The sequence below is a fragment of the Wansuia hejianensis genome, assembly GCF_014337215.1.
GTDB lineage: Bacteria > Bacillota > Clostridia > Lachnospirales > Lachnospiraceae > Scatomonas > Scatomonas hejianensis.
This window is the reverse complement of record NZ_CP060635.1, coordinates 2,633,945-2,650,464: the sequence shown is the minus strand read 5'-3', so window position 1 is coordinate 2,650,464 and position 16,520 is coordinate 2,633,945. Positions and strand designations below refer to the sequence as shown.

Below are 16,520 nucleotides of genomic sequence, written 5' to 3'. Positions count from 1 at the left end.
ATGGAAAGTTGGAAAAAATACATGGTAAATTATGACAGAGAAATCGCAAAAGAACTTGCGGTAGCTGCTGGAAGGGCATATACTAGGGGTATACAGGCAGGCAGCGGCGGAAACGTGAGCGCCCGTATCCCGGGCGGGGATCTGATGCTGGTGAAGGCCAGCGGGGGAAGCCTCGGAGATTGTACGGCGGATGATTTCCTAATCACAGATTTTGAAGGCAATCTCGTAGAGGGAAAGGGAAAGCCCACAAGAGAAGCTTTGCTGCACGGATACATTTACCGGATCTGTCCCCGGGTGAATGCGGTGGTGCATGTACATGCGCCGTATTCTATCGGATGGAGCCAGACGGGGCGCGATCTGCCAAGTACCACATGGCACGCGAAGCTCAAGCTGTGTGCGGATATCCCGGTGCTGAATGTGCCGGCGGCGATGGTGAGGGAACAAGATCTGCCTATGGTGGACAGGCTTTTCCGGGAGAATTCGGAGCTACCGGCATTTATACTGGCCGATCACGGAATCGTGGCGGTTGGGAAGGATGCCTGCGGGGCGGAACATACGGCAGAATTAATTGAAGAGACTGCACGGGTCGCTTTGTTAAAAGCGGCAGTTTTGAAGCTTGGCCTGTAAATATGTAAAGAGTGGACATATCAAATATGCGTATTACAATGAGTAAAAATAATTCCAACGGACAGGTGGTGCAGCGCAATTTGCTCTCTAATTTGGTATTGGATCAGCTGATGGACTGGATTATGGACGGGAAGCTCCATATGGGGGAGAAGCTGAATCCTGACGAGCTGGCCGCCAAGCTGGGTGTGAGTAAGATGCCCATCAGAGAAGCGCTGAATACCCTGGAGAAAATGGGGCTTGCCGAAGCAATCCCGTATGTGGGGACGAGGCTGGTGAAGCTGACTCAGGAGGATGTGAGCGAGATTTATTTAATCAGGAAGGCTCTGGAACCTCTTGCGGCCAAACAGGCCTGCGCAGTGATTGAAGAAGAGACAGTTTCCAGGCTGGAGGAGATCCATGAGGAATATAAACAGGTAGTGAGGCAGGAAAAGGTCATGGCCAAACAGGTCTACCAGCTGAACCGGGAGTTTCATTTTACCATTTACGGCGCATGTGGGATGGAAAAGCTTTGCTCAATGATAGAATCTCTGTGGGATGTGCTGTCCTTTTTTAAGCTGATCTACGGACAGAAATTTATCAATGACGAGGATTCCAGAGAGAGGATGATACTGGAGCACGAAAGTTACCTGGAAGCCCTGAGGCGGAGAGAAGGAGAAACGCTGTTCCGGCTGTTGTCAGAGAACCTGGACAAACGGTCCAGAGACATCCCCTATGATTCGGAAGCATATTTTGATTCAGGCGATCACTAGTATCTGACAGGATACCGTGAGAACAGGATAAAAGCTGCTGCATGATATACAACATCTGATGTTGTTGCGTGCGGCGGCTTTTTTATCTCCTAGGAACCGGAAAGCGGTACAGCAGAATGAAAAGAGTCCCGGTCACTTATGGACGGAGGCTGGGGAGCTGAAGAAGGAGGAAACAGTGACGGATAAAAATATAAATGTATATGGGGAAGAGATCAGAAACAGAGAATTTATAACGGCGGTCTATCATCTGGAGCTGCCGGAGGGGCAGGATATAGTGAAAAAGGCCGCCCGGCTGGCAGTCGGACAGACGGTAGGCACATGGGTACCTATCCCGGGAATCACAGAGGATATCAGGGAAAAGTATATGGGAAAAGTTGTGCGCATCTTTGACGTTCCGTCACTGGACCTTTTCACTCAGGCTGTGGAAGGCAGACGGCAGTATCTGGTGGAGATCGCTTATCCCTCGGCCAATATTCCTGAGGATTTCCCCATGCTTCTCACGGCGCTGCTGGGAAATGACGCTTCTACGTCGGCTCAGGTAAAGCTCCTGGACATCGAATTTCCGGAAAGCTTCATCCGGAAATTTTCTGGTCCCGGGTATGGGACAGAAGGAATAAGAAAGCTCATGGAGGTGAAACGAAGGCCACTGCTGCTGAATATGATTAAACCCTGCACCGGCCTTAGCCCGGAGGAGGGCGCGAAGGTTTTCTATCAGGTGGCCCTCGGAGGTGTGGATTTTATAAAAGATGATGAGCTGCTGGGTAATGTGGCCTACAGCAGGCCCTGGGACAGGGTTGCCCGGTACCGGAAGGCGGCGGCGGCAGCATATGAAAAAACAGGTAAAAAAGTGGTTTACATCGTGAATGTGACAGATGGGGCCGCCACGATTGAAGATACTGTGCAGAGAGTTCTGGAAGAAGGAGCGGAGATGATCATGATGAATTATCCCTCGGTAGGCTACAGTCTGTTTCGGAAAATTGCCTCAGAGGTGCCAGTGCCGGTGCTGGCGCACAATGCCGGAGCCGGTATGTTTTACGAAGGAAGTTCCAGCGGCATGAGTTCTCCGCTGGCGGCCGGCAAGCTGATACGGATGGCCGGCGCCGACATGGTCATGGTTAACACGCCCTATGGCGGTTATCCTCTGGAGCATTCCAAATATTTGCAGATCCTTCAGAAGCTGCAGCTTCCTTATTATGGACTGAAAAGCTCCCTTCCCGTCATCGGAGGAGGAGTACATCCGGGGATGGTGAAAAAATATGTGGAGGAGGCAGGGTTTGATCTGATCTTAGCAGCCGGAGGATCCATCATCGGCCATCCCATGGGTCCAAAAGCCGGAGGGCGGGCTATGGGCGCGGCTATCGCCGCAGCGGTAATGAAGATACCTCTTCGAGAGGCCGCAAAGGAGTCAAAAGAATTGAAAGCTGCCCTGGAGCTTTGGGGTGAAGGCTGAGAGCCTGAGAAAGGAGAAAGTGAATGATACGGTATATTAAACTGAACACATCTAATGATCTGAGGGATTTCATGCACCTGGCCTGTGCTTCCCCGATGGATATCGGAGTACACACCATGGATAACCAGATTGCTGACGGTAAATCCGTGCTGGGCCTGATGGCAATTGACTATTCTAATCCGGTGAAGGTAGTTTCAGAGGATGAAGAATTTATGAAACAGCTGGACCGTTTTGCTGTATAGTCAGATTTTATGATAATCCTCCAGCGTCAGGCCGGTGAGCGCCAGGTACAGGGCCAGGGATTTGCTGACATAGCGGATATGCCAGGGCTCCCAGGCATATCCCGTCACGGCTTCCTTTCCCTTCGGATAACGGATGATAAAGCCGAACATAGGGGCATAGGCCTTTAGCCATCTGCCCTCGTCGGTGTCAGCGAAGCTCTCTTCCAGTTCCATATGTACGGCCGGGCAGGAGAGGTCCAGGGCCAGGCCGCTCTGATGCTCGCTGGTGCCGGGCAGGGCCAGATAACGGGCGGCGTGTTCCGCCCCGGCTTCCCGCACGCGGGCCTCATAAAGTTCTTTTTGACGGGCGTAGGAGCGGTAACCGGAGATCCCAACCAGGTGGCAGCCGAAAGACTTTCCATATTCCACAAGCCTTTTGGCGGAAGCCGCGGCTCTGGCATTGAGAAGCCGTTTCTCTTCGTCTCCGGAAGCCAGGAACGGGAAATCACAGGGAACCAGATCTTCAGGCACGAAATCCTGTGGCAGCGGATAATCTCTGTTCACCAGCCGGCTGAAATATTCCATAAAAAATCCCCCTCTCCTGATCCTGTAAGTCTTAGCGCCCGCCTGCAGCTATCTGCGCCCGGAAAATGTTACGTCCACATACAGTATATGAGAGGGGAATCCCCGATATGCTTCATTTACAATTGATTTTTATTCCTTTCATTCATGTCTCATAGCCTTCCGGCTCATGTCCTCCAGAAGCTTCGTCTTCATCTGGTAAAGCCTGTCTGAGAGATCTACATAGACCTCCTGGGGATTCACGAGACGTCTGGATTCGTCCCAGAGTGTGGCTTTTTCCTTCGTACAGATTTCACGGATCTCCATAACAGAGGGTGAATTGTAGACACAGCCGCCCCGGAGGAAGACAGGAACCAGAAGCTCACGCAGGGTATAGGTGCCGCCCTTCAGCTTCGTTTTCTTCCAGGTGGATATGGGATCGAAGAGGATCATATCCTTTGATTCGTCAAATACCTCATCGGCCAGGCAGATCAGATCTGCCCGTATCTTACCGCTTTTCCTGTCGTAGATCCGGTAGATCGTCTTATTGCCCGGATTTGTCACCTTCTCTGTGTTCTCAGACAGCTTAATCTTGGGTATAAATTCACTGTCGCCCTTATTGCGTATGGCTGCCATCTTGTAGACGCCGCCAAAGGCAGGCCAGTCGCCGGAGGTGATCAGGTTCGTACCGACACCCCAGGAATTGATTTTGGCTCCCTGGACCTTAAGGCTGTCAATCAGATATTCGTCCAGATCACTGGAGGCAGATATGATGGCATCTCCAAAACCGGCTGCCTCCAGCATCTCATATGCCTTTTTGGATAGATAAGCCAGGTCTCCGGAGTCAATGCGGATTCCGTATCCTGTCAAATTCATGCCGGCGTCACGCATCTCTTTGAATACCCGGATCGCATTGGGTATACCTGACTTCAGCACGTCATAGGTATCAACCAGCAGGATGCAGGCGTTGGGATAGAGGTGGGCATACGTCTTGAAAGCTGTATATTCATCGGGAAAACTCATGATCCAGCTGTGAGCATGGGTTCCGCTTACCGGCACGTTAAACATCTGGCCGGTCAGTACGTTGGATGTACCGATACAGCCGCCGATCATGGCCGCGCGGGCGCCGTAAATACCGGCGTCCGGTCCCTGGGCTCTTCTGAGGCCGAATTCCATGATTCCGTCCCCGCGGGCGGCGTATACAACTCTGGAAGCCTTCGTGGCGATCAGAGACTGGTGGTTAATCATATTCAGAATTGCCGTCTCCAGGAGCTGGGCTTCCATGACGGGGGCAATGACCTTGATGATCGGCTCCCGGGGAAAGACAACCGTGCCCTCGGGAATAGCATAAATATCGCCGGTGAAATGAAATCCTCTCAGATATTCCAGAAAATCATCCTCAAACAGATGAAGGCTCCTGAGATAATCAATATCGTCAGGGGAAAAATGCAGATCCCGCACGTATTCTATGACCTGCTCCAGCCCCACTGAGATGGCGTAGGCGCCTCCGCAGGGATTCTTCCGGTAAAAAGCGTCAAAGACAACGATCTGATCCGTTGGATTCTTAAAATAGCCCTGCATCATGGTCAGTTCATAAAGATCCGTCAGCAGGGTCAGGTTCTGTGCTCTCATAATCTCCTCCGTGTGCAGCCCTTGCAGTGTTGCCGGCTGTACTGTATTTTTAGTGACAGTATATCACCATTTTAAGGAAAATACAATTAAGAGGAACGGAAAGAAAACAGTTGACGTTCAACGGAAAACTGTTAGAATAGAAATAATCCCAGGCGGGTCTGCCTGACAGAAGGTGTAAGAATGATTAATTTTTTAGTGAAAAGGTTTGTGAAAAATTATGAGAATACAGAAGATACAGAGGTGCGTACTTCCTATGGGGTGTTGTCAAGCCTGGTAGGGATTGTTTGCAATGTGCTGCTGTTCGCGGGGAAATTCCTGATCGGGCTGCTCATGAAATCAATGGCCGTCACCGCGGATGCTTTTAATAATCTCTCTGACGCAGCTTCCTCTGTCATCAGCTTTGTGGGCGTCAAGATGGCCAGTAAGCCGGCGGACAGGGACCATCCCTTCGGGCACGGGAGGATGGAGTATATATCAGCCCTGATCGTATCGTTTCTGGTCATTGAAGTGGGCATCACATTCTTTAAAAGCTCCGTTGAGAAGATCCGGAATCCGGAGGATATTGCATTTAGCTGGGTGCCGTTTCTGATCCTGGTTTTATCGGTTGGAGTGAAGCTGTGGATGTCTGTCTTTAACCGGAAGCTGGGCAAGAGGATCGATTCCAAGGTTATGCTGGCGGCAGCTGCGGACTCTATGGGGGATGTGATCACTACCAGCGCGACGATCGTTTCTATTATTATCTCAGGATTTACGGGGATTAATATAGATGGCGCCGCCGGGATTGCCGTGTCGCTGATTGTTGTCTGGTCAGGCATCAGCATTGCCAGGGATACTCTGGAGCCTCTGATCGGGCAGGGTACAGACCCGAAGCTTTACGAGAATATCAAGACTCTGGTGGAATCCTATGACGGGATTGTGGGCACTCATGACCTGATCGTTCACAATTATGGGCCCAACCGCAGTATGGCTTCGATCCATGCAGAGGTGCCAAGGGATGTGGATATTGAGGTCTCCCATGAGATTATCGACCGCGTAGAACGGGAGGTCACGAAAAAGCTGGGAATTTTTCTGGTGATCCATATGGATCCGGTGGAGCTTCATGATGCCAGGGTACTGGCAATTAAAAGCAAAGTATCGAATATCCTGCATGCTCTGGATGGCCAGCTAAGCTTTCACGATTTCCGGGTGGTGTTCGGACAGGAGCAGATCAACCTGATTTTTGACCTGGTGGTGCCTTATTCCTATACGGAGCAGGAGGAGGACAGACTGGTGCAGCAGGTGACAGCCCTGATGCAGGAAGTGGATTCCCGTTACCAGTGTGTCATTACAGTGGACAGAAGCTATCTGGCGGAGGAGAAATGACCCATATCATGGCTATCCGGAGATGGTGCAGTACAGGGGACTGTAAAAACCGTAAAAAAATGCAAAAAAGGTCTTGAAATTTCAAAAGACTTCAGGTATAATACATCGTGTTGTACGAGATTGGGCTATCGCCAAATGGTAAGGCAACGGACTCTGACTCCGTCATTTCCTGGTTCGAATCCAGGTAGCCCAGTAGCAAAAAAAGGCTGTTGCAGACAATGCAATGGCTTTTTTAATTTATACCGCAGGGTATTCCGAAATATTTAGGAGGGCAGAATGAAGTATTCTTTTTCGGGCAGAATCCGTTATAGTGAGATTGATGAGTATGGCAGGCTGACACTTTACAGTCTGATTAATTATTTTCAGGATTGCAGCAATTTCCATGCTGAGGATGTAAACGTGGGTCTGAAATGGATGGAGGAACACCGTCTGGCATGGATCCTGGCAGCCTGGCAGATTCATATTGATGCTTATCCGGCAATGGGTGCTCCGGTGGAGACAAGCACCTGGGCGTATGGCTTCAGGAGCTGCATGGGATACAGAAATTATTCCATGGAGACACCTGGCGGCGGGATGGTTGCAAGAGCAAACTCTGAATGGGTGCTCATGGATATGGATAAGGGCGGTCCGGCACGGGTTCCGGAAGAGCTGGCAGATGCCTATGGACTCGAACCCGGCCTGAAGCTGAAGGATGATTTTGGTTCCAGAAAGATCAGGCTCCCGGAAGGAGGGAAGGAACTGCCATCCTTCCAGATCCAGGAATACCAACTGGATACGAACCATCATGTGAACAACGGGCAGTATGTACGTATGGCACTTTCCTGCCTTCCGCGAAGCTTCCGCACGAGACGGCTGAGGGCTGAATATAAGATGCAGGCTCATCTGGGGGACTGGATGTTTCCAAAGCTGTCCGAATGTGACGGCGGTTATCTGGTCACGTTAAATGATAAAAACAGCAACCCCTATTTTATTGGGGAATTAAGAGAATAAGGACGGAGAAGACATGTTAGAATTGGGAAAAAGGCAGTTACTGAGGGTAGTGAAAAAGGTGGAATTTGGCGTATATCTGGCTGAATCGGCAGAGGAATCAGAAAAGGAGCGCGTACTTCTGCCAGGCAGGCAGGTTCCGGAGGGAGCAGAGGAAGGCACGGAAATTGAAGTATTTCTGTATAAAGATTCCAAAGACCGCCTGATCGCCACGGTCCGCGAACCGAAACTGCATCTGGGAGAAGTGGCTCTGCTGCAGGTGTTGGAAGTGGGTAAAATCGGAGCGTTCCTGGACTGGGGACTGGAAAAGGATCTGCTGCTGCCCTTCCGCGAGCAGACTGGAAAGGTGAAACCAGGTGACAGTGTGCTGGCTGCCCTTTATATTGACAAGAGCCAGAGGCTTTGCGCCACCATGAAGGTGTATCATTATTTGAAGACCCAATCCCCATATGTGATCGGTGATTCAGTAGAAGGAAGGATCTATGAGATCAGCGGTAATTTCGGCGTATTTGTTGCGGTGGATGACCGGTATTCAGCGTTGATTCCCAAAAAGGACGCCCAGGGGAGCTACGAAGTGGGACAGAAGCTGAAGCTCCGTGTTGCGGCGGTTCGGGAGGACGGCAAACTGACCGTTACCGCAAAGCAAAAAGCCTATTTGCAGATAGATGAAGATGCGGAGAAAATCCTGGAAGCGGCGGCGGCCGGCGGCGGAGAGCTTCCATTTGATGATAAAGCCTCGCCGCAGGTCATCGATCAGGAGTTAGGCTTGTCAAAGGCGGCATTTAAGAGAGCGGTTGGCCATCTTTTAAAAGAACGTAAAATTATCCAGGAAGGCGGCAGAATTAAAAGGCTGCTGTAGAAGCTTCTTCCTGTAGGATAGCAGGCTGATATGTTTAAATGAAGAAATAGCGGTAACCGTCTTGATTTCACCGGAATGGTTATGATATACTTAATCCAATATTGCCGGTTGCGTATCTGCATACCAGGCAATGAATGAAAGCCGAGGAGGACGAGGAGGAACCCAATCAGTGGATTCGCTTGACTATTATGAACGGTATGCCATACCGTATTACGAGCAAACCATAGACCTGGATATGACCGGGGTTATGCAGCCGTTTATTGAACTGATGCCGGAGGGTGCGGAGGTTTTGGATCTGGGCTGCGGGTCCGGAAGGGATACTGTCACTCTGCAGGAGCAGGGGTATCTGGTAACGCCTATGGACGGGGCGAAGAGGATGTGCGAGCTGGCGGAGATTTATACCGACGGAGACGTACTGCATCTGACCTTTGAAGAGATGGATTTTGACGAGGTATTTGACGGGATTTGGGCCTGCGCGTCTCTGCTGCATGTGCCCTCGGATGAGATGCCGGATATTATGAAGAAGGTTCTTGCGGCGCTGAAACCGGGCGGAATCCTTTATTTTTCTGTATATGAGGGAGACCGTGACGGCATGTACGGAGGACGGTATTACTGTGATTATACGAAGTCAGGAATCCGGAGGCTTATGTCCCAGTTTGACAACGCTGAGATTCTGGATATCTGGACCACGGACGATGTCCGGCAGGATATTTCAGACAGACAGTGGCTGAATGTGTTAGTGAAGAAGGAAGAAGAATGAGTTTTACACATCTGCATGTACATACAGAATACAGTCTGTTGGACGGTTCCAACAAAATTAAAGAATATGTTGCCCGGGTGAAAGAACTCGGTATGAACAGTGCAGCCATCACAGACCATGGGGTTATGTATGGTTGCATTGATTTTTATAGGGCGGCGAAGGAGGCGGGGATTAATCCGGTCATCGGCTGTGAGGTATATGTGGCCCCCGGCTCCCGTTTTGACCGGGAGGCCGGAAGCGGGGACGACCGGTATTATCATCTGGTGCTGCTGGCGGAGAATAACCGGGGCTATGCCAATCTCATGAAGATTGTGTCAAAAGGCTTCGTAGAGGGCTTTTATTATAAGCCGAGGGTGGATTTGGAGGTGCTGGAGCAGTACCACGAGGGCATTATCGCCCTGTCCGCCTGTCTGGCCGGCGAAGTGGCCAGGAGCCTGGCGAGGAATATGTATGAGGAGGCGAAGAAGGCGGCCCTCCGGTATGAGCGGATTTTTGGAAAAGGGAATTTCTTTCTGGAGCTGCAGGACCACGGAATTCCGGAGCAGCAGATGGTCAATCCGCAGCTTCTGCGGCTGAGCCAGGAGACAGGCATAGAGCTGGTGGCCACCAACGACGTCCACTATACTTATGCGGAGGACGCAGGCGCCCACGATATCCTGCTGTGTATACAGACCGGCAAGAAGCTTGCGGATGAGAACCGGATGCGCTATGAGGGGGGGCAATACTATGTAAAATCCCCGGAGGAGATGGCGCAGCTGTTCCCCTATGCCCTGCAGGCCCTGGAGAACACCCAGAAGATAGCCGACCGCTGTCATGTGGAGATTGAATTCGGGGTGACTAAGCTGCCCAAGTATGATGTCCCGGATGGGTATTCTTCCTGGGAGTATCTGGTGAAGCTCTGCCGGGAGGGCCTGGAACGGTGTTACCAGCCTGTGACGGATGAACTGCAGGAGCGTCTGGATTATGAGTTGAACACGATCAGAACCATGGGTTATGTGGATTATTTTCTGATTGTATGGGATTTTATAAAATTTGCAAGAGACCATGATATTATCGTAGGCCCCGGCCGGGGAAGCGCCGCGGGCAGCCTGGTTTCATATACTCTGGGGATTACGCTGCTGGACCCCATGAAATACAATCTGCTGTTTGAACGGTTTCTGAATCCGGAGCGGGTATCCATGCCTGATATCGACGTGGATTTCTGCTTTGAAAGGCGGCAGGAGGTTATTGACTATGTGGTGCGCAAGTACGGCAAGGATCGGGTGGTGCAGATCGTCACCTTCGGTACGCTGGCAGCCAGGGGCGTGATCCGGGATGTGGGAAGAGTGTTGGATATGCCCTACGCCCAGGTGGATGTCATTGCCAAAATGGTACCCAATGAGCTGAATATCACGATTGACAAGGCTCTTAAGATGAATGGAGAGCTGAAGAAGCTCTATGAGGGAGATGAGCAGATTCACCATCTGATTGATATGGCAAAGCGCCTGGAGGGCCTGCCAAGGCATACTTCCATGCATGCGGCCGGCGTGGTGATCTCGCAGAAGTCTGTGGATGAATACGTTCCTCTGTCCCGGGCGTCCGATGGGACGATCACCACACAGTTCACGATGACAACTTTGGAGGAGTTGGGGCTTCTGAAGATGGATTTCCTGGGTCTGCGAACCCTGACGGTGATTCAAAATGCCCAGAAGCTGGCTGAGAAAAGCTGCGGTCATGAAATCGACATGATGAATATAGACTTTAACGATCCCCAGGTCCTGCAGATGATCGGTACCGGTAAGTGCGAGGGAGTTTTCCAGCTGGAATCCGGCGGAATGAAAAGTTTTATGAAGGAGCTGAAGCCTCAGAACCTGGAGGATATCATCGCAGGAATTTCCCTGTATCGGCCCGGTCCTATGGATTTCATCCCCCAGTATATCAAGGGAAAGAATCATCCGGAGGCTGTGCACTATGACTGTCCGCAGCTGAAGCCCATTCTGGAGCCAACCTACGGCTGTATCGTCTATCAGGAGCAGGTTATGCAGATTGTGCGGGACCTGGCCGGATATACGCTGGGCCGGAGCGACCTGGTGCGCCGGGCCATGTCCAAGAAGAAAGCCGCAGTCATGGAAAAAGAGCGTCAGAATTTCGTCTACGGCAGCCCGGAGGAGGGAGTGCCCGGATGTATTTCCAGGGGAATAGACGAAAAGACTGCCAATAAAATATATGATGATATGATCGATTTTGCGAAATACGCGTTTAATAAGTCCCACGCGGCAGCCTACGCGATTGTCTCATACCAGACCGCCTGGCTGAAATATTATTATCCTGTGGAATTTATGGCTGCTCTCATGACCTCCTGCATTGAAAATCCAGGCAAGGTTTCTGAATATATATTGAACTGCCGCCAGATGGGGATTCAGATCCTGCCCCCGGATATCAACCGGAGCGAGGGAGTCTTTTCGGTGGAAGGCGGAAGTATCCGCTATGCCCTTTCAGCGATTAAGGGGATCGGCAAGCCTGTGATGGAGGCCATCGCGGCAGAACGGACAGAAAACGGCCCCTTTGACAGCCTGCGGGACTTCTGCGAGCGACTCAGCGGCAAAGAAGTGAACAAGCGCACGCTGGAAAACTTCATCAAATCCGGCGCATTTGACAGCCTGGGAGGCACGAGAAAACAGTTTATGCAGGTATATGCCCAGGTGCTTGACAGGGTCAGCCAGGAGAAGAAGAATTCTCTGACAGGCCAGATGAGCCTTTTTGAACTGATGCCGGAAGACAACCGGGACGCCTTTGACATCCAGCTTCCGAATGTGGGGGAATTTGGAAAAGAAGAAAAACTCGCATTTGAAAAAGAAGTGATCGGAATTTATATCAGCGGTCATCCGCTGGAGGAATATGCTGAAAAGTGGAAAAAGAATATCTCCGTGGTGACCACAGACTTCCTTCCCGATGAGGAATCAGGTTATCCGAAAGTAATGGACGGGGCAAAAGAAATAATTGGCGGCATGATTACGGATAAAACCGTAAAGTATACAAAGAATAATAAGACCATGGCATTTCTTACGGTTGAAGATCTGGTAGGGACTGTGGAAGTCATAGTGTTTCCCAAGGATTATGAGCGGAACGCAGAGCTTATATCCGAGGACGCGAAAGTTTTTATAGAGGGAAGAGTATCGGTTGAAGAGGAAAAGGCCAGCAAGCTGATCCTGGAACGGATCTATCCCTTTGACGATACCCGGCGGGAACTCTGGATACAATTTCCAGACCGGCAGGCATATGAACAGGAGGTTGCCGGCCTGTACGAGCTTCTCAGGGAGTCGGACGGGAAAGACAGCGTCGTCCTGTATATCCGGTCGGAAAAAGCCATGAAGCGCCTGACGGGCAGCAGAAGCGTGGATGCCGGGCCAGAGTTATTGGATATTCTGGCTGAACATTACGGCACTGGAAACGTGAAACTTGTAGAAAAGGGCATTGAAAAACGCGGAAAAATGCATTAGAATGAGAATGGATTTTGGTTAGAGTGAGAGATTGACATGAAGGATCCGCGGAATAAAGGGAAACATGTCAGAGTATGGAGGAGTACAGATGGCGACAACAAGCAAGGTTAAGACAATCGGCGTTCTGACCAGCGGAGGCGACGCTCCGGGGATGAATGCGGCAATCCGTGCGGCGGTCCGCCGGGGACTGGGGCAGGGAGTTCAGATGAAAGGCATCCTGAAGGGCTATGACGGTCTGATGAATGAAGAGATCATCGACCTGAGCGCCAAGGATGTATCGGATACAATCGAACGCGGAGGAACAATTCTCTATACAGCCCGATGTGCGGAGATGCGCACGGAAGAGGGCCAGAAAAAGGCAGTGGAGACCTGCCGTAAATTTGGTATTGATGGCCTTGTGGTCATCGGAGGAGACGGGTCGTTCGCCGGAGCTCAGAAGCTGGCCAGTCTGGGAGTGAATACTGTGGGCGTGCCGGGTACCATAGACTTGGATATCGCCTGTACGGAATATACCATTGGTTTTGATACGGCTGTCAACACAGCGATGGAGGCCATCGACAAGGTGCGGGACACCTCCACCTCTCATGAGCGATGCAGCATCATAGAGGTCATGGGCAGGAACGCCGGCTATATCGCCCTCTGGTGTGGCATCGCCAACGGCGCCGAGGATATTCTGCTTCCGGAGAAATATGACTATGACGAGCAGAAGATCATCAATAACATCATAGAGAACCGGAAAAGAGGCAAAAAGCATCATATCATCATCAACGCGGAGGGAATCGGCCATTCCCAGGCCATGGCCAAGCGGATCGAAGCCGCAACGGGTATCGAGACCCGCGCCACCATCCTCGGTCACATGCAGCGAGGCGGAAGCCCCACCTGCAAAGACAGGGTATATGCGTCGATCATGGGGGCCTACGCGGTAGATCTGCTGATCGCGGGCAAGAATAAGAGGATCGTAGGCTATAAAAACGGAGAATACGTAGATTTCGATATTAATGAAGCCCTGGCAATGCAGAAGACCATTCCAGAATATCAGTTTGAAATAGCAAAGGCATTGTCTTATAATTACGTAAAATAGATTGGTTCACGGGGGATGGGTTCCCGGACGGACATGCCGCGAAGCGGCCCAGAGGGGCAGAGGCCCGCGGGTTTCTGCGCAAAGTGTCCGTCCGGGAACCCATCCCCCTCATCGAAATAACATACAGGAGTTTTTATGATAACGAGCAGCAGTAATGCGCAGGTTAAACAGATTCTTCAATTGAATACAAAAGCCAGGCTTCGCCGTGAGCTGGGATTATTTACGGCAGAAGGAGTGAAGCTATTCCGGGAGGCGCCGCCTGAGCTGAGGGAAAAGGTGTATGTGGCATCTTCGTTTGAAAACGAGAATAGAGCTCTGTTGGAAGGGATATCCTATGAGATAGTGGATGACCGTGTTTTTGGGCGTATGTGTGATACCCAGACTCCGCAGGGAATTCTGACAGTCCTGAGGATGCCTTCTTATGAGAGGGAGGATCTGCTCAGGACAGATCACCCGCTGCTTCTGGTGCTGGAAGACTTGCAGGACCCCGGAAATGTGGGAACGATTCTGCGTACTGCAGAGGGAGCCGGTGTGACAGGTGTGATTCTCAGCAGGAAGTGTGTGGATTTATTCCACCCGAAGACGATCCGTTCGACGATGGGGTCTATCTTCAGAGTGCCTTTTATCTATGAAGATCAGCCGGAAGATGCGGTTAATTGGCTGAAAGCATCGGGTATCCGCACCTTTGCGGCCCATCTGCGCGGGAATCATTTTTACAGCGAGGAAGATTATACCGGCGGCAGCGCTTTTTTAATAGGCAATGAAGCCAAAGGGCTCAGTGAAGAGCTGGCGGAAAGCTGTGACTGCCTGATCCGGATACCGATGGAGGGACAGGTGGAATCTCTGAACGCCGCAGTGGCGGCGGCGGTGCTGATGTACATGGCGCATATGCAGCGGCACTCCTAATCATTGCGAAACCCTTACCAACCCTTGAAGAAATCTTTAATTTTATAAATATGCTCGACATTTGTAGAGACATGAGATAAAATATATTATATTGTTTGTTTTACTTCAGGAGGGTATAAAATGAGTTCAAAGAAACCAATGAGCCGCAGAGAGATGAAACGGCGAAAAAGACGGAATGCTTTGATTCTGAAATCTGTTCTGTTGTGCGTTCTGGTAGTTGTGCTTATAGTGGCGATCTGGGTGTTGACCGGAGGACCGGATAAGCTTAAGAAGAAAGGATCAGGCAGCACGTCAGATTCAGTCAGCACTTCTTCCGGGGAGCAGGGGAGCAGTTCCGGCAGCAGTTCGTCCAGTTCGTCTTCAACGCCTTCGGGCGGGGTTGTGGCAGGGGGTAAAGAGGACCTGATGAATCAGGCCAGCATGCTGGCAACACAGTATGATTATGACGGGGCGATTGAACTTCTGAACAGCATTGAAGGGGCTGATCAGGATGCGGATATTATCACGATGGTTGCAGATTTTGAGACGAAGAGAAGCAATTTGGTCGCGACTCCGCCTGAGAAAGTGACACATATATTCTTCCACTCTCTGGTGGTGGACCCTGAGAGAGGATTCTCACTGACGGACAGTGAGAGCTGGAATAATGCCACGGCCGGGTTCTGCCAGTGGATGACCACAGTAGATGAATTTAATGCGATTATTCAGCAGATGTATGACAGGGGTTATGTGCTCGTGGATCTGGACGATATGGTGGATAAGACCACCGATGAGAACGGAACGGTTCACGTCACGGCGAAAAACATCATGCTTCCCCAGGGGAAGATACCGTTTGTGATGTCCCTGGATGATCTGAGCTATTATCACAGCTATGACGGGCGGGGGACTGCCACCCGGATGATCATCGGCGAAGATGGCAAGCCAACCTGTGAATATGTCCAGGCAGACGGAACAACAGTGACTGGTTCTTATGACTGCGTTCCTCTTCTGGATGATTTTCTGGAGGTTCATCCGGATTTCTCCTACAAGGGCGCCAAGGGGACCATTGCCTTAACTGGATATAATGGAATACTGGGTTACCGCACGGATTACTGCTATCGGGACAGAGTAGATCTGGGCGCGGATCAGGAAGCCTGGCTGAACGCCCATCCGGAGTTTAACTGGGATGAAGAATGTGCAAAAGCAAAAGAAGTGGCTGAGTGCCTGAAGGCCGACGGCTGGAAGTTCGCAAGCCACACCTGGGGCCACATTCGGATAGGGGATGCAGATATGGAATGGCTGCAGACGGATACTCAGAAGTGGCTGGATTATGTGGCGCCGCTGATCGGCGGAAGTGACAGGATCATCTTTGCTCATGGGCAGGATCTGGCCGCCTGGAATGAGGAATATGCGTCAACAGAAAAGTTCCAGTATCTGAAAAGCAAAGGGTTTGATATTTACTGCAACGTGGATTCCACTCAATATTTTGTGCAGATAGGAGATCTCTTCCTGAGAATGGGCAGAAGGAATCTGGATGGATACCGTCTGTGGGAGGCGGTTTACGGAGGCAACGATAAGGTCAGCGACCTGATCGACGCAGCGTCAGTGATTGATCCGAAGCGCCCGACAGATGCGTCCCTGTATAATCTGGGATAAATAATAATGATGGTGAGAACCGGACCTGTTTCATACAGGCCCGGTTTTTTGCGCAAAATGGAACTAATTGTCATCATCTTAAGGTTGACAAAAAAACGTAAAAATGTTAGAATCTGTTCGTAACAATTTGTAACAAGTATGTAATAATTTAAAGACAACAAAGAGCGGCCATGTACAGTGCAGCCCGTTGGGAATGTGCTGTGTACGGCAGCGA

At 50.9% G+C, this 16,520-nt stretch carries 14 protein-coding genes and 1 tRNA gene; 13 read left to right on the top strand and 2 right to left on the bottom strand.

The features are described from left to right. From H9Q79_RS12350 to H9Q79_RS12335, 4 genes are all read left to right on the top strand, one after another. Positions 1-627 carry a class II aldolase/adducin family protein gene (locus H9Q79_RS12350; RefSeq protein ID WP_249328399.1) on the top strand — a complete coding sequence of 209 codons (627 nt, stop codon included), beginning with the start codon at positions 1-3 and terminating at the stop codon, positions 625-627. A 38-nt stretch (positions 628-665) separates the two neighbouring features. Then, positions 666-1,376: a GntR family transcriptional regulator gene (locus H9Q79_RS12345; protein ID WP_249328398.1), complete on the top strand. Its 711-nt coding sequence runs from the start codon at positions 666-668 to the stop codon at positions 1,374-1,376. Positions 1,377-1,551: 175 nt separating this feature from the next. Continuing rightward, positions 1,552-2,826 carry a RuBisCO large subunit C-terminal-like domain-containing protein gene (locus H9Q79_RS12340; RefSeq protein WP_249328397.1) on the top strand — a complete coding sequence of 425 codons (1,275 nt, stop codon included), beginning with the start codon at positions 1,552-1,554 and terminating at the stop codon, positions 2,824-2,826. Between the two features lie 23 nt (positions 2,827-2,849). Beyond that, entirely contained in the window at positions 2,850-3,068 is a 219-nt protein-coding gene (locus tag H9Q79_RS12335; RefSeq protein WP_118648118.1) for an HPr family phosphocarrier protein, read from the top strand. Here the strand turns inward: H9Q79_RS12335 and H9Q79_RS12330 are convergent, their stop codons facing one another. Both H9Q79_RS12330 and H9Q79_RS12325 read right to left on the bottom strand, forming a co-directional pair. Then, positions 3,069-3,632 (bottom strand): M15 family metallopeptidase, encoded by a 564-nt coding sequence (locus tag H9Q79_RS12330; protein WP_118648116.1) that lies wholly within the window; start codon positions 3,630-3,632, stop codon positions 3,069-3,071. Positions 3,633-3,770: 138 nt separating this feature from the next. After that, complete coding sequence (locus tag H9Q79_RS12325; RefSeq protein WP_249328396.1) at positions 3,771-5,240, bottom strand: nicotinate phosphoribosyltransferase; 1,470 nt, start codon at positions 5,238-5,240, stop codon at positions 3,771-3,773. 180 nt (positions 5,241-5,420) lie between these two features. On the opposite strand from H9Q79_RS12325, the gene H9Q79_RS12320 reads away from it, so the two are divergent. The 9 genes from H9Q79_RS12320 to H9Q79_RS12280 all read left to right on the top strand — a co-directional run bounded on the left by H9Q79_RS12320 (position 5,421) and on the right by H9Q79_RS12280 (position 16,306). Beyond that, positions 5,421-6,602 (top strand): cation diffusion facilitator family transporter, encoded by a 1,182-nt coding sequence (locus H9Q79_RS12320; RefSeq protein ID WP_249328395.1) that lies wholly within the window; start codon positions 5,421-5,423, stop codon positions 6,600-6,602. A 121-nt stretch (positions 6,603-6,723) separates the two neighbouring features. Continuing rightward, positions 6,724-6,795, top strand: a tRNA-Gln gene (locus H9Q79_RS12315). 83 nt (positions 6,796-6,878) lie between these two features. After that, positions 6,879-7,592 carry an acyl-[acyl-carrier-protein] thioesterase gene (locus H9Q79_RS12310; RefSeq protein WP_118648114.1) on the top strand — a complete coding sequence of 238 codons (714 nt, stop codon included), beginning with the start codon at positions 6,879-6,881 and terminating at the stop codon, positions 7,590-7,592. 13 nt (positions 7,593-7,605) lie between these two features. Continuing rightward, a complete protein-coding gene (locus tag H9Q79_RS12305) occupies positions 7,606-8,448 on the top strand; it encodes a CvfB family protein (RefSeq protein WP_118648112.1) in 843 nt (280 codons plus the stop codon). 169 nt (positions 8,449-8,617) lie between these two features. Next, the gene (locus H9Q79_RS12300) at positions 8,618-9,208 is read left to right on the top strand and encodes a class I SAM-dependent methyltransferase (protein WP_118648110.1); all 591 of its coding nucleotides are present in this window, start codon (positions 8,618-8,620) and stop codon (positions 9,206-9,208) included. Continuing rightward, positions 9,205-12,687: a DNA polymerase III subunit alpha gene (locus tag H9Q79_RS12295; protein ID WP_249328394.1), complete on the top strand. Its 3,483-nt coding sequence runs from the start codon at positions 9,205-9,207 to the stop codon at positions 12,685-12,687. Before H9Q79_RS12300 ends, H9Q79_RS12295 begins: the two co-directional genes overlap by 4 nt. Positions 12,688-12,775: 88 nt before the next feature. Further along, positions 12,776-13,768, top strand: coding sequence for a 6-phosphofructokinase (pfkA, locus tag H9Q79_RS12290; protein ID WP_249328393.1), 993 nt, complete (start codon positions 12,776-12,778; stop codon positions 13,766-13,768). Positions 13,769-13,903: 135 nt separating this feature from the next. Beyond that, positions 13,904-14,674: a TrmH family RNA methyltransferase gene (locus H9Q79_RS12285; protein WP_118648108.1), complete on the top strand. Its 771-nt coding sequence runs from the start codon at positions 13,904-13,906 to the stop codon at positions 14,672-14,674. Positions 14,675-14,794: 120 nt separating this feature from the next. After that, positions 14,795-16,306, top strand: coding sequence for a polysaccharide deacetylase (locus tag H9Q79_RS12280; RefSeq protein ID WP_249328392.1), 1,512 nt, complete (start codon positions 14,795-14,797; stop codon positions 16,304-16,306). The last annotated feature ends 214 nt before the right edge of the window (positions 16,307-16,520 follow it).